Below are 13,789 nucleotides of genomic sequence, written 5' to 3'. Positions count from 1 at the left end.
AAATATTAGAATTTGACATTAAGTGCAAAACCAAAGTTTCTTGTCAAAGGCATTGAAGCTCTCTCCATACCCTGCGCATTACTATTTGAATAGTTTGTCTCAGGGTCAATGTTTGGAACTTTATCATAAATAGTCCATATATTATGAGCAGAAAATGCCAAACTAACAGACTGAAACGGTGTTTTTTGTAAATATGCTTTTGGAAAATTATAAGCAAATGAAATTGCTCTAAGCTTAACAAAATCAGCATCGTAAACAAAATTTGATGTTACATCACTGTAACTTCTCCAGTAATCGTATGCCGAAACAGTTGTGTTTACTGCGTTTCCGTTAACATCTTCTCCGCTTACTGCAACACCGCCTTCACGACCCGGAAGTGTAATTTCAGTTAATCCGTAACGTGTTCCTAACTGATTTGTAGCAGAGTAGATTTCTCCTCCAAATTTAGCATCAACAAAAACCGAAAGTGTAAAGTTTTTATATGAAAAATCATTTGAAAGTCCCATTGATGTTGGCGCAACACCTTGTCCGGCAATAATTAAATTTCCTCTTAAAAATCTACCATTTGTATCCAATACAATATTACCACTGGCGTCTCTTAAATAATCATAGGCTTTAATTACTCCAAAAGGCTGTCCTTTTTCTAATACCACAGAAGCTCTACCGTCTCTGTTTCCTTCTAATGATTTAGTTGTAATTTTATCCGAAAGGCTGATTACTTCACTATCATTATAAGCAAAATTATAACCTACGCTCCAGCTAAAATTTGGAGTTTTCACTGCTTTTAAATTAATTGCAAACTCTACCCCTTTGTTCAGGATTTCTCCAACATTGATTTTGGTAGTTCTGTAACCAGAAGCCTGAGAAACATCGGCATCTGTAATGTCATTTGTTGTTTTCTTATGATAGAAAGTCAAATCTGTGCTTAATCTGTTGTTGAAGAATGTGTTTTCAAAACCAAATTCGATTGTACTTACATTATAAGGTTTCAAATTTCTATTCGGAATTGTTTCTCCATTTACACCTAAAATTGGCTGGCCTAATGAATCTGTTTGTCCGTCTGGTGTTGTATAAGTTAAAGCTAAGGCATAAGCTTCTGGCAATGCGCCTCCTACATTACCCCAGCCTGCTCTAATTTTACCATAAGACATCCATTCAGGTAATTTCATAATTTCAGAATAGATAAAACTTGTACTTACAGAAGGATAAAAAGTGCTGTTGCTTGCCGGATCTAGAGTTGAGAACCAATCCTGACGACCTGTTAAACTTACATATAAGAAATCTTTGTATCCAAGATCTGCCGAATAGAAAAGAGAGTTCACTTCACTTTCTGAAAACAATTTTTCTGTTTTTTCCGGCTGTGTATTTCCGTAGAAGTATTTAAACGGAACAATAAAATTGGTTCCTCTCATTTTAATACCGCTGTATCTGTTATGCTGACGGTTTGCTCCGATAAAAGCATCTAATGAAAGATTTTTAACAATATCACCTTTGTAGCCTAAATAACCCGAAGCATTTACTTCTGTACGTCCGTCTACTCTATTTTCAAAAGTTCCTCCCGGCGTGTAGTTAATTCCAGTAGGTTCAATTTCAGTATATTCATAATTAATATCATCAATACCAATTACGGCCTTTGCGTAAATTTTCTTAGTTATATTATAATTTACTTTGGCAGAACCTATAAAACGTTTTCTAAGATCCTGGTTTAAAGTTTCTTGTGTAGCAAAATATGGATTAGTTGTGTAAACATTAGTAGCAAAATAATCTGCTTCACCGCCGTTTTCATCATATGGCGTTAACCATCTAATATCAGATCCCGGAGTTAAAAAAGTAATTGGAAAAGAAGGATTTCGCGGAGAATCATTTAAATAAGGTCGGTTATGACTTTTTTCAGATATATATTGTGCATTTGTTTCAATACTAATCTTCTCATTTGGAGCAGAATTTAAACTCAAAGTAACATTATTTCTTTTAAAGTTTGTTCCCGGTAAAATCGATTCGTCTTTTGTATTTCCGAAAGACAATCTAAAATTAGTCGTTTCATTTCCTCCAGAAATTGCTAAAGTATTACTGAAAGAGTATCCTGTTCTATAAAAATTTTTAACATTATCTTTTCCGTATGCCTGGTAAGGTCTGGTTTTTCCATCTATAGATAATGACGGAGTTCCATCGTATCTATCACCCCACGCAAAATTATAGTAATCTCTAACCTCTTGTAAATTAGAAAATCTTGTTGGGACACCATTTATAGGCATTCCTTCTCCATACTGATCCTGCCATTTTAAAAGGCTTACCGGCGTGTTAAAAGTCGAATTTGTATTAAAATCTACTCCAATTCCAGTTCCGCTTTTACCTTTTTTGGTCGTGATTAAGATAACACCATTTGATCCTCTGTATCCGTAAAGAGCAGAAGCTGCACTACCTTTTAGTACTGACATTGAAGCAATATCATCTGGGTTAAAAGACGACATACCATCACCTTTATCTGCTCCTCCCCACATTCCGGCATTTCCCTGCTGTGTATTGTCAATTGGAATTCCATCTACAACATACAAAGGCTGGTTAAGGCCAGATGCTGAAGTTGCTCCACGAATTACAACACGGCTCGAACCAGATGGCCCGGTAACCGGTGCCGAAACGTTTACTCCGGCAATTTTACCCTGAAGCGCGTTTCCTAAGTTAATTTCCTTATTCTTTGTCAGGTCCTCGCCTTTTAGCTCTCCAACTGCGTAACCCAAACTTTTCTTTTGTTTCTTAACCCCAAATGAGGTAACAACAACATCTTTTAATTCTTGTGTCGTTTCAACTAACGTAACAGCCACTCTTGTGTCATTTTCCTGAAGTAAAACTGATTTTGACTGAAACCCTATAGATGTTACATTGAGGGTAACTTTACCTTCGGGAACATTCATTTTAAACCGTCCTTCGGTGTCTGTAACAGCACTAAATGGTTTTCCTTGAACTTCGATTGATGCAGCAACAACTCCCTTGTTTTCTGCATCTGTTACTATGCCGGTTATTAATCGATTTTGCGCTGCAGCACTTAAACTGCTAAGCAATATCACTCCTAACACTGCTAATATTCGTTTCATAAGCATTTTTTTTGGTTATTGGTTTTGATTTTGTTTTGTGTTTGTGTTTGTGTTTGTGTTTGTTTTAAATAATTAATAAAAAAATTGAACTCTATTTTCAATAGTACAGCACGGCTACAATATAATACGTCGGCTGTTTTCGGTTTTCATAAATAATAATTCTGGTATTTTTCTAAGTTGTAAACACCAGTAAATCAGCAAAAATATTCACTAAATCGTTTTAGTAAAACGATTAAAAAAAGCCTTCACTTTTTCTAATTTTTAAATCTAAATTATTGTGTTGTTTAAACGGACTCTCTTACTATTAAAGTTCCCTTCTTGAGAATCTTTTCTATTTTAAAATCTTCAAAATTTGTCATCTGACTCATCAACAGTTGTATAGATTTAACTGCGATATCTTCTATCGGCTGGGCAATAACTGAAATTGTTGGTGTATGTAATTTAAAACTGTCATGATCATCAAAACTTATAACAGAGATATCTTCGGGAATTCTGTACTTTAAAGTTCTAAAAGCCTGAAGTCCCGCAAGTCCAAGATAATTGGCCAAAAACAATACGGCATCAATCTTTGGGTTTTCTTGAAAAAAGTTTATAATCGCTTCAATTCTGCTTTGTTCATTGGCATGATAATCTAGGTGAAGCGTATAATTCTCGTTATAAATTCCTTCTTCTTTTAACGATTCTACATATCCTTTTTCTCGTAACTTCATCTGGATCATTCCAGATTTGTTATTTACAACAGCAATATTTCTGCGTCCTTTACTAATTAAAAATTTAACAGCAGAATACGATCCCTCGTAATTGTCCATCACAACGTGACTTACTTTTTGATTGGCAAAATATCGGTCGATTAACACAACTGGTTTCTGCAATTTTAAAAGCTGACTTATTGTTTTCTCTAAATTTCTGGTTGGCGTAATAATAAATCCCTCAACATTTGCCTGCAAAAGACTCTGCACCAATTCTTCTGAACGATCATTATCATCGCCGGTACTGCAATAAAAAACTCTATAATTGATATTTTTTGCTTCATCTTCAATTACTCTTGCCAAGTCAGCAAAAAACTGATTAGAAATATCTTCTACAATAAGCCCAATCGAGCGTGTTTTCCCGGTTCTCAAACTGCTCGCAATCATACTGGGTTTATATTGTAGTTTTTGCGCAACATCCTGAACTTTTTTGATAACAGCCGGACTAATCGCCATTTTTTCGCCTTTACCGTTGATAACAAAAGATACCGTAGAAATAGAAACCTCTGCCTGTTTAGCAATATCTCTAATTGTAATCTTTTTCATCTGATAAGTAATTTATTAATGGATATTTTAGTACATCACAAATATATGCAAATGAAACTTACAAAAACGTTTTAGTAAAATTTATTTTCAATAAACTGTTTTTTTATTGCCAAAATAAAATAGAATAATCAACAAATACTGCATTTTGATCAGTTATTGTCATTTTGACTTTTAATATTTGTTTTGTATTTTTTATATAAATTTGATTGGTTTTTGATGTGTTTCTTTCCTATTCTTTAATGCGCTTTACTTTTAAAAAGGCTTAAAAAAATGCTATTTTTACCTACACTTCTTCAAAATAAATAGAAACTGATAGATATGAGAATAAAAAAAGTGCCTTAAGAATATTACTATTCATTAGGCACTTATTTATTATAATTGATAATCTTTGTCAAAGCTTAAAAACTTTGACAAAGCTGGAAAATCGACATTCTAAAAATCTTAAATCAAAATTCTAGATAACTCCCATTTTCTGCATTAAGAAAGTAGCACTTTTATTTTTACAAATGCCGCTTCGGAGTTTGTAATCAAAGTGCAATTCGTTATTTTGAATTTCTACTTCAAAACATTGATTGGTTAAAATATTTGGATATTCATTTGTTGTTAAGCAGACTTCAATATCATGTGTTGCAATGGCCCCAATGGCATTTTTGGCAATTACTTTTTTCACCACTTCAATTGTCCCGTTACGTTTATCATCAGAGTTTGTCCCTCTTAAAATCTCGTCTAATAAAACAAAAGCCGGACGTACTTCAAGAGCATCCATAATTTGTTTTAAACGCTTAATTTCAGCAAAGAAATACGATTCACTATCCGCTAAAGAATCTGATAAACGCATTGAAACTAAAACTGGAAGTGGATGTATATTAGCTTTTGAAGCACAAACAACTGAACCAATTCCGCCTAAAACCATATTGATACCTAAACTTCTCAAGAAAGTACTTTTTCCTGACATATTCGATCCGGTTAAAATCATGAACGACTGCGGATAAAAATGAGTATCATTGCCTACTCTGTTAGACGGATTTAATAAAGGATGACTTAAGTTTTCAAATCCAATTTTATATTCTGAATTAATTTCAGGAAAAACAAAATCTGGATTGTTATAAGATAGATTGGCTAAACTGTTTAAAGCTTCAAATTCACCAATTATGTTAATCCATTTTTCAAGTTCATGAACATAATTGTCTTTCCATTTTAAAAGAGCCCTTAAAACGTGCAGATTAAACAAAAATGATCCGTTAAACAAAGTTGCTGTCACAAAATTGTTGATAGTCTCCATTCTTGAAAACAATTCTGACAGCTGTTTCAAATGAGAACTGGCAGGAGCATTTTTAGAAACCAGCTGTTTTTGCAATTCAATTAACTTTTTAGATTCAAATTTTTCAAGTTCAATTTTCTGAACCAATAAACTATATTGTTTTATGGTTTTGTCGATATTATCTGCTTTAGCAATTTCAGACTGAATACGCTTTAGTGCTCTTCCCAGAACAATTAAATTGAAAATAAAAATGTAGGTTACATAAGAAAGAATAATGGTCTTTGAAGTGACAAAATAAGCAATTACAAAACCAAAAAATAAAATTGGGAGGATAATTGAAAGCGCAATTAAAACTTTAGATAAAGATTCTTTTTTAAATGAAATCCAATTAATTAATGAATCATAAGAATTCTTACTGTCAGTACTGACAATCGCAAGAGCTTCAAAATCCTGACGCCATTCTATTTTAGTTTTTAATTCATTTATGGCTTCCTGATTTTCAAGAATTGTTTCATTAGGAAATAGATTCAATAATTTATCTGCTAATGTTTTTTTACCAATAAAAGTGGCTGTTCTGTTTAAATTTTGAAATAACGAATGTTCTCCAAAAACATCCAGATCGTAAGCATAAGGATGATGAAAATCGTTGAATTCAATTCCGTTTTCAAAAGGAAGTTTTTCTCTTTTCAAATACGATATTTCATCTTCATTAATCTTCAAAATTGCTTTTGTCAATTCTTTTTTAAAAGATAATTTTGAATGAATTCTCATTAAAAAAAGAAAAACAACAAAAGATAAAAAAGCAATTATGACATACAAATTTTCATTGGTTTTGATGTAATAAAACAACATGAACAAACAAAAAAATATGCTTAAAAGTCTCAAAAGACTTATGCTGTTATATCTTTTGTTGATTTGGGTAAAAATTTTTGAATACAGCTCGACCTTACTTAAATATGCTTCCATTTTTTTAATTATAATGAAATACAAATATAGGTTTTACACTTTCAAAAAAGCTATTCATTTACGGCAGAATTTAATTCTCATGCATTATCAATACTGGAATAGAAACTTCTTTTGTAATTTTTTGACTAAAACTAGAATCAAAAATACTTTCAAAAAATGATCTTTTATGCGTAATGGTAGTTACAATATCAATATCCTTAAAAAGAATAAAATCAAGAATTGTTTCTTTAACCTCATCGCTTGGCAGTACCAGGAATTCTACATTTTCATTTGCAAACTCTCTTTCCCATTCTTTAATTGTAGTTTCTGAAACATCCGTATTTGAACTCTTTACATACAAGCTTTTTACTTTAGCATCTGTTTTTTTTGCAATTTTCAATACTTTTTTAAGTTCTTCTTTGTCTTTTTCACGATATCTTGTAGTAAATCCAATTGTTTTAATTTTCTTGAACTTAGCATCAACCGGAACACACAAAACGGGAACATTAACTTCTGAAATAACCGAATTCGTGTTAGATCCCGTAAAAAACTTTGTCCAGTCAGAAGATCCTGTCGTTCCCATAATTACAAAATCAATCTGGTCTTCTTCAACTGCATTTTTTAAGTTATAAATTAAGTCTCCGTCCATTAAACGGTGTTTTATCACAATATCATCCAACTTCCTTTCTGCTGCGATAGCTCTCAGTTTTGGAATTTCATCTTTAAACATTTCAAATTTTGCCAATTCTATAGAACTGTATATCGACGCGTAGTTCTCTGGAAAAAATTGGCTGTCATAAACCGGAATCTCAAATGTGTGTAATAAAACAAGTTCGGCTTTGACTATTTTCGCAAATTCTAAAGCATGAACAAACGCATTTGTTGCTGCATCAGAAAAATCTGTGGGAAATAATATCTTTTTCATTTTGTTGAGATTTTAGGTTTGTTACTCAAATTTAATCATTCTAAAAACAAATTGAACTGATAATTATCAGGAATTTAACACTTAATATTTTCTTAACAAAAGCCGTTTTTAGAGAGTTTAATAATTGAAAACACAAACTATTAAGGCTTTAGAATTTTCTCCTTTTTTCTTACCTTTGCCGCATGATAAATCAAGATTCTATAGTTGCATTAGCTACTCCGTCTGGAGCTGGAGCTATTGCTGTTATCCGTATTTCGGGCGCTGAAGCTGTTTCGATAGGAAATTCTGTTTTTAAATCTATAAAAAATAAAGACTTAACGAAACAAAAGACACATACTTTGCATCTAGGACATATTGTGGATAGTGAAAAGACTCTTGATGAAGTTTTGGTTTCGGTTTTTAAGGGTCCAAATTCGTATACAGGAGAAGACACGATTGAAATTTCATGCCACGGTTCTACTTATATTCAACAGCAGATTATTCAGTTATTATTAAGAAAAGGCTGCAGAATGGCCGATGCGGGTGAATTTACTTTAAGAGCCTTCTTAAATGGTAAGTTAGATTTGTCTCAGGCAGAAGCTGTTGCCGATTTAATTTCGTCTGATAATGAAGCTTCACACCAAATTGCAATGCAGCAAATGCGCGGTGGATTCAGTAATGAAATTGCCAAATTACGTGAAGAACTTTTAAATTTTGCATCTTTAATTGAACTTGAATTAGATTTTGCAGAAGAAGATGTAGAATTTGCTGACCGAACTCAGTTTCATGAATTACTAAATAGAATTGAATTTGTTTTAAAACGTTTAATTGATTCGTTTGCTGTTGGAAATGTGATCAAAAACGGAATTCCAGTCGCTATTGTTGGTGAACCAAATGTTGGTAAATCGACTTTATTGAATGCTTTACTAAATGAAGAGCGTGCAATTGTTTCTGATATTGCCGGAACGACAAGAGATACAATTGAAGATGAATTGGTTATTGGGGGGATTGGTTTTAGATTTATCGATACGGCTGGAATTCGAGAAACTAAAGATGTTGTAGAAAGCATTGGAATCAAGAAAACTTTCGAGAAAATTGATCAGGCACAAGTTGTCATTTACTTGTTTGATGGTTTAAAATTTCAGGTTTCAAGTTCTGAATTTGTTTCTGAAATTGAACAAATCAAGAATAAATATCCTTTAAAACCTTTACTTATTGTAGTAAATAAAAGGGATATTTTATCAGAAGATGAAGTTTCAAACATTACAAGCAAGCTTGAAAATTTGAATGCAAAACTTCTATTAATTTCAGCTAAAGAAAAAATTGGTGTTGATGATCTAAAGAACGAATTACTTTCATTTGTAAATACCGGAGCATTGCGCAACAATGAAACAATTGTTACAAATACAAGGCATTATGACTCTTTACTAAAAGCTTTAGATGAAATACAAAAAGTGAAATTTGGTCTTGAAACGAATCTTTCAAGTGATTTAATTGCATTGGATATTCGTGAAGCTTTATATCAATTTGGTCTCATTACAGGGCAGGTTTCTAATGATGAATTATTAGGTAACATATTCGCTAATTTCTGCATCGGAAAATAGGCTTCAAACAACATCACATAATAAAACAAAGAATCCCATTTAAAATGTCATAAAACGACATTTTAAATGGGATTCTTCTTTCTCTTCAAATAATTTATTTGCAAATAGTTCGTTCCTTTTTGTACTATTATTGTACCACGAAAATATTTTTCCAAATATGGATTTTTTTTGCCAAATCATGACACAAGTCCGCACTTTGGAAACAATAAAGATTAAACCATAATTAATTTTAAGGCAACTTTTTAAATATTTTAATTTCTATTTTTGCAAGCAGCTATTAATTCCATTATAACCTTGAAAAGGCACAATCAAAATATTCAACAATTCGGACTCCCATCTTCTGCAAAAGCAGGAATTATGATTGTTAATATGGAAACTCATAAAGTCGACGAACATGATATCTCTAAACCTCATCGGGATAATCACTGTCAATTAATGTTGGCTGTAAATGGGAAATTTAAACTTAATATTGATTTTGAAAATGTGGAATTTACCGCACCTGCCTTACTTACTGTTTTTCCTGAACAAGTACATTACATCAAAGAAGCAAAAAATCAGAAAGGATGGATGATCAGCTTTGATCCGTCATTAGCTAGTAAGGAAGTACTGCAGCTTTTAGAAAATAAAATCAATAATCCTTTTTTACTGCAAAGCGAATCTAATTTTTGTCAGCAGCTTATTATTCTGCTGGATTTAATTGAAAAAGTACAATTAGAGAATACAAATAATTACACTCAAAAAAGTATTCATTCCTTATTAAATGCACTTTTAAACCTCATCGCAGGAGAACTTGTTTCTACTTTATCTTATGATAAATCGAAAGAAAATCGCAGTGTAATCATTAAGGAAACTTTTATAAAATTAACCAAAGAGCATTTTAAAACCTGGAAACAGCCTGCTCAATATGCTTCGGCACTTTCGATTTCAGTTGCGCATTTAAATGATACTGTAAAATCCTTAACAGGAAGTTCTGTATCTGTACATATTCAGGAAGCATCAATTATGGAAGCGAAAAGACTTTTGTATTTTACAGATAATAACGTAAAGGAAATTGCTTATCAGGTTGGTTATGACGAACCGGTTTATTTTGGAAAACTTTTTAAAAAAATTACAAACCTCACTCCTCTTGAATTTCGCAAAAAATTCCGTGATTAGGACTATCCTTCCCATCATTGAAACTACATTAAAAATCATCCTCTAATTAATTTTGCATTGTAATTAATACTTTAATTGATATGCAAAACGAAATCAACATCCCAATCATACTCGATGCAGTACGAAAAGTGGGCAATGTCTTTTTAAAAGACTATAAGCAAAATGCTATTCCACAAAGTATGGACGAGCTTTTAAAACAATTAGAAGATATAGATACATTGTGTCTGACTTCTTTAAAAGAAGATTTATCTCTGGAATTCCCTAATATACCTTGGCATATTGGCGACGAGTTTGATACCGATTCACAAAGAAATCCAGTTGAAGAGGAAGAATACTGGCTTTGCGACGCCATGGATGGTGCTATACAATACCTTCAGCATATTGCAGGATGGACGATAAATCTGGCACTTATTCGAGATGGAAAACCGTTCCTTTCTGTAATTTATGATCCTTTGGCCAACGAAGTGTTTTGGGCAAAAGACCGCGAAGGTGCTTTTATGAATGGAAAGTTACTGCAAATCAGCCGTAAAACAGATTTGGGGGTTATGCTTGCCGTTTTTGAGTATGGACATCAGGATAAATCAAATAATAATTTAAATGAAAAAATTGGTACTACTATAACAAAACTGCTCAATAATTTTGGAATCGTTAGAAATTACGGACCACATGGTTTGCAATTGGCTTATGTTGGTGCAGGAAGAATTGATTTGTTTGTTCAGGAAGATCTCGATACTTATAATTGGATTGCAGGATTGCTTATTGCTAAAGAAGCAGGAGCAGAAATCCTGACAATAGATGGAAATCCCTGGAAATGGGGAAGCGAAAGTTTACTGGTCTCATCAAAAAGTATCGCAGAAAAATATCTACAAATTAAATCCCAGAAATAAAATGAACATTGCAATTATTGGAGCCGGAGCCGGTATTGGATTAGAATCCGTAACACAGGCACTCAAAAATGGACATACCGTAACGGCATTGTCAACAAATACAGATCAAATTCCAAATCATCCCAAACTCATTAAAATTAATGGAAGTGCATCATCACCAATAGATTTAAAACATGCTATAAATGGTGCTGATGCCGTACTTATAACTGTTGGAACAAAAAATAAAAAAGCAACTACCCTATTTTCTGATATTGCCAATACATTGATTAAGGTTACTGATGATTTAAAATTCTCTTCGCCAGTTTTGGTTATTACAGGTTTTGGAGCAGGAAAAAGTAAAAATTATTTAAGTTTTTTTATGCGAACGGTCATTTCGTTATTTCTAAAAGATCAATACAAGAATAAAACGATAATGGAAGAAATAATCACAAAAAGTACTATGAAATGGGAAATCGTAAGACCCGGAATGCTTACAGATGGCGATTTAAGCAAAAATTATCAAGCAATATCCGGACTTTCAAAAGGAATGAAAGTTGGAAAAATTTCTAGAGCCAATGTTGCTCATTTCTTAATTACTGAAGCCGAAAATCAAAAAATGCTGTATCAATATGTTGCATTAACGAATTAATAGAATTGTGATTTAATGCAAATGTAATTTAACCGCAAAATGCACAAAGTTATATTTGTAAAGCTTTGCTGACTTCGCATTTTACAAAGCTATATAAATTAAAAATCCTTGCGTGCTTTGCGGTAAATTACATCTCTTTATAAAGATTTACTTTTAAAAACCATCATTTTTTCTCTTGTCATATCATTTATGGTATAGGAGATTCCGCCCATTCCAAGACCAGAAGCATCTCTTCCGCCAAATGGCATCCAATCTACTCTAAAAGCGGTATTGTCATTCACCATAACTGCGGTGGCGTTTAGTTTTTTTGCTGCATCTAATGCAATATCAATATTTTTAGTAAAGACAGCGGCCTGAAAATGAACTTCTAAAGCGTTTGCTTTTTGGATAGCTTCTTCCCTATTTGTAAATGGATAAATACACACAACAGGTCCGAAAATTTCATTAGCTGAAACTTTAGAATCTTCTGATGGATTAAATAAAACTGTTGGCTGAAATGTGGTATCAGAAATACGTTTCCCGCCGGTTATTAATTTTGCACCTTCTTCAATTGCTTCGTTAACCCATTCTTCAACACGATTTACTTCTTTTGGAGCAATAAGCGAACCAACATCTGTCTTTTCATCAAATGGATTTCCAACAATTAATTTCTGAGTTGCCTCAGAAAACTGTTCAACAAAACGGTCAACAATTTCCTGATTCACATAAACTTTCTGAACCGAAACACAAACCTGGCCTGCGTGATAAAATCCTCCTTTTACCAAATCCGGAATCATTTCATTAAAATCGGCATCACTTTCTACAATTACAGGTGCAGCACCACCATGTTCTAATGCAGCACGAGTTCCCGGAGCTAGTTTACTTTTTAAAGACCATCCTACTTTTGCTGAACCAATGAAAGAGAAAAAATGAATTCTGGAATCTGTAACTAACAATTCTGCCGTTTCATTGTCACATAAAACTACTTGAAGCCATCCTTCGGGCAAACCCGCTTCTTTTAAAATAGCAGCCAAAGCAAGACCTGATAATGGCGTACTGCTTGCAGGTTTAAATATAACCGGACAACCAGCCGCAACAGCAGTGGCAATTTGATGTACGGCTAAATTTAATGGATGATTGAATGCGCTAACAGCAACCACAACACCAATAGGTTCTTTTAACGTAAAAGCTATTCTGTTTAAAGAAGCTTCGGTAAGTCCCATCGGTATTTGTTCTCCTTTTATCTGTGATATATGTTCTGCTGCTAATTTTACTCCTTTAATCGCTCTTAATATTTCTGCTTTAGAATCTTTATAAGGTTTACCGCCCTCACTTATCGCTGTATGAATCAATTCCTCGATCCTGTCATTCATTATTGAAGCGGCCTTTTCTAAAATTTCAATTCTTTTAAAAGCAGGAATCCAATTCGATTGATCATTAAATAAATTCTGAGCGGTATTTAATATTTGTTCAATATCCTTTTTATCGATTAATGGTAATTCTTTTACCAAACTTTGATCGTAAGGGAATACTATTTTTGTGGTCTTTTCCATAAAATGTTCTTTTTAATAGGTAATTCTAAAAATCATGCTGTTAGTATTTTAAGTTCAATATCTCATGATTTGTTCCTTAAATTTAGTCAAATTATCAATGAGGACAATACCTTAATCGGTAATATTGGCAATTAATATTTCAGAGGTGTCGCTAAAACAATCTCTCTATTATCTAATAAAGGAACTATTTTTCCTAAAACTAATTCTTGAAAATAAGCTGCATTTCGATGTTCTGCAACAGCCGCTTCATTAATATATCCTTCAAATAGTAAGATTGTATTCATATCTGAATTACTTTGATGAATTGTATAAAACAAATTACCATCTTCTTTGATGCTTTGATCATGCACTGTTTTTAGCAGACTTAAAACGTTTTCAAGCTGACCTTCTTTTACTTTCCATGTAGCAAAAACATGAATTGGATTTTGATTTTCCATTTTTATTTTTTAAAATAATTATTATTCGGTTTTAATGATAATAAAACTA

General features: G+C 32.6%; 10 protein-coding genes. 4 read left to right on the top strand and 6 right to left on the bottom strand.

Features of this window, described 5'->3' with window-relative positions:
• Positions 1-5: 5 nt before the first annotated feature.
• From L1276_RS24295 to L1276_RS24280, 4 genes are all read right to left on the bottom strand, one after another.
• A complete protein-coding gene (locus tag L1276_RS24295) occupies positions 6-3,092 on the bottom strand; it encodes a SusC/RagA family TonB-linked outer membrane protein (RefSeq protein WP_253792399.1) in 3,087 nt (1,028 codons plus the stop codon).
• Between the two features lie 284 nt (positions 3,093-3,376).
• Positions 3,377-4,387 carry a LacI family DNA-binding transcriptional regulator gene (locus tag L1276_RS24290; protein ID WP_253792397.1) on the bottom strand — a complete coding sequence of 337 codons (1,011 nt, stop codon included), beginning with the start codon at positions 4,385-4,387 and terminating at the stop codon, positions 3,377-3,379.
• A gap of 454 nt (positions 4,388-4,841) precedes the next feature.
• Entirely contained in the window at positions 4,842-6,614 is a 1,773-nt protein-coding gene (locus L1276_RS24285) for a DNA mismatch repair protein (protein ID WP_253792395.1), read from the bottom strand.
• A 70-nt stretch (positions 6,615-6,684) separates the two neighbouring features.
• Positions 6,685-7,518 (bottom strand): universal stress protein, encoded by an 834-nt coding sequence (locus L1276_RS24280; protein WP_253792393.1) that lies wholly within the window; start codon positions 7,516-7,518, stop codon positions 6,685-6,687.
• A gap of 182 nt (positions 7,519-7,700) precedes the next feature.
• On the opposite strand from L1276_RS24280, the gene mnmE reads away from it, so the two are divergent.
• The 4 genes from mnmE (at position 7,701) to L1276_RS24260 (ending at position 11,771) form a co-directional block, all read left to right on the top strand.
• A complete protein-coding gene (mnmE, locus tag L1276_RS24275) occupies positions 7,701-9,101 on the top strand; it encodes a tRNA uridine-5-carboxymethylaminomethyl(34) synthesis GTPase MnmE (protein WP_253792392.1) in 1,401 nt (466 codons plus the stop codon).
• Positions 9,102-9,395: 294 nt separating this feature from the next.
• Entirely contained in the window at positions 9,396-10,256 is an 861-nt protein-coding gene (locus L1276_RS24270; RefSeq protein ID WP_253792391.1) for an AraC family transcriptional regulator, read from the top strand.
• Between the two features lie 80 nt (positions 10,257-10,336).
• Positions 10,337-11,143: an inositol monophosphatase family protein gene (locus L1276_RS24265; protein WP_253792390.1), complete on the top strand. Its 807-nt coding sequence runs from the start codon at positions 10,337-10,339 to the stop codon at positions 11,141-11,143.
• Position 11,144: 1 nt separating this feature from the next.
• On the top strand, positions 11,145-11,771 hold the full coding sequence (locus L1276_RS24260; protein WP_253792389.1) for an NAD(P)-dependent oxidoreductase: 627 nt from the start codon (positions 11,145-11,147) through the stop codon (positions 11,769-11,771).
• 137 nt (positions 11,772-11,908) lie between these two features.
• Here L1276_RS24260 and L1276_RS24255 read toward each other — a convergent pair whose 3' ends face one another.
• Complete coding sequence (locus L1276_RS24255; protein ID WP_253792388.1) at positions 11,909-13,303, bottom strand: aldehyde dehydrogenase family protein; 1,395 nt, start codon at positions 13,301-13,303, stop codon at positions 11,909-11,911.
• A gap of 131 nt (positions 13,304-13,434) precedes the next feature.
• The gene (locus tag L1276_RS24250) at positions 13,435-13,740 is read right to left on the bottom strand and encodes a putative quinol monooxygenase (RefSeq protein WP_253792387.1); all 306 of its coding nucleotides are present in this window, start codon (positions 13,738-13,740) and stop codon (positions 13,435-13,437) included.
• Positions 13,741-13,789: the final 49 nt, after the last annotated feature.

The organism is Flavobacterium sp. HSC-32F16 (assembly GCF_024171645.1).
Taxonomy (GTDB): Bacteria; Bacteroidota; Bacteroidia; order Flavobacteriales; family Flavobacteriaceae; genus Flavobacterium.
The sequence above is the reverse complement of the archived record's forward strand: the minus strand, read 5'-3'. Positions and strand labels throughout refer to the sequence as shown.

Bases quoted from the DNA above. Each gene is read 5' to 3' on its own strand.
- L1276_RS24265 (WP_253792390.1), top strand. From the start codon at position 10,337: ATGCAAAACGAAATCAACATCCCAATCATACTCGATGCAGTACGAAAA.
- L1276_RS24260 (WP_253792389.1), top strand. From the start codon at position 11,145: ATGAACATTGCAATTATTGGAGCCGGAGCCGGTATTGGATTAGAATCC.
- mnmE (WP_253792392.1), top strand. From the start codon at position 7,701: ATGATAAATCAAGATTCTATAGTTGCATTAGCTACTCCGTCTGGAGCT.
- L1276_RS24255 (WP_253792388.1), bottom strand. From the start codon at position 13,303: ATGGAAAAGACCACAAAAATAGTATTCCCTTACGATCAAAGTTTGGTA.
- L1276_RS24285 (WP_253792395.1), bottom strand. From the start codon at position 6,614: ATGGAAGCATATTTAAGTAAGGTCGAGCTGTATTCAAAAATTTTTACC.
- L1276_RS24280 (WP_253792393.1), bottom strand. From the start codon at position 7,518: ATGAAAAAGATATTATTTCCCACAGATTTTTCTGATGCAGCAACAAAT.
- L1276_RS24250 (WP_253792387.1), bottom strand. From the start codon at position 13,740: ATGGAAAATCAAAATCCAATTCATGTTTTTGCTACATGGAAAGTAAAA.
- L1276_RS24290 (WP_253792397.1), bottom strand. From the start codon at position 4,387: ATGAAAAAGATTACAATTAGAGATATTGCTAAACAGGCAGAGGTTTCT.
- L1276_RS24295 (WP_253792399.1), bottom strand. From the start codon at position 3,092: ATGAAACGAATATTAGCAGTGTTAGGAGTGATATTGCTTAGCAGTTTA.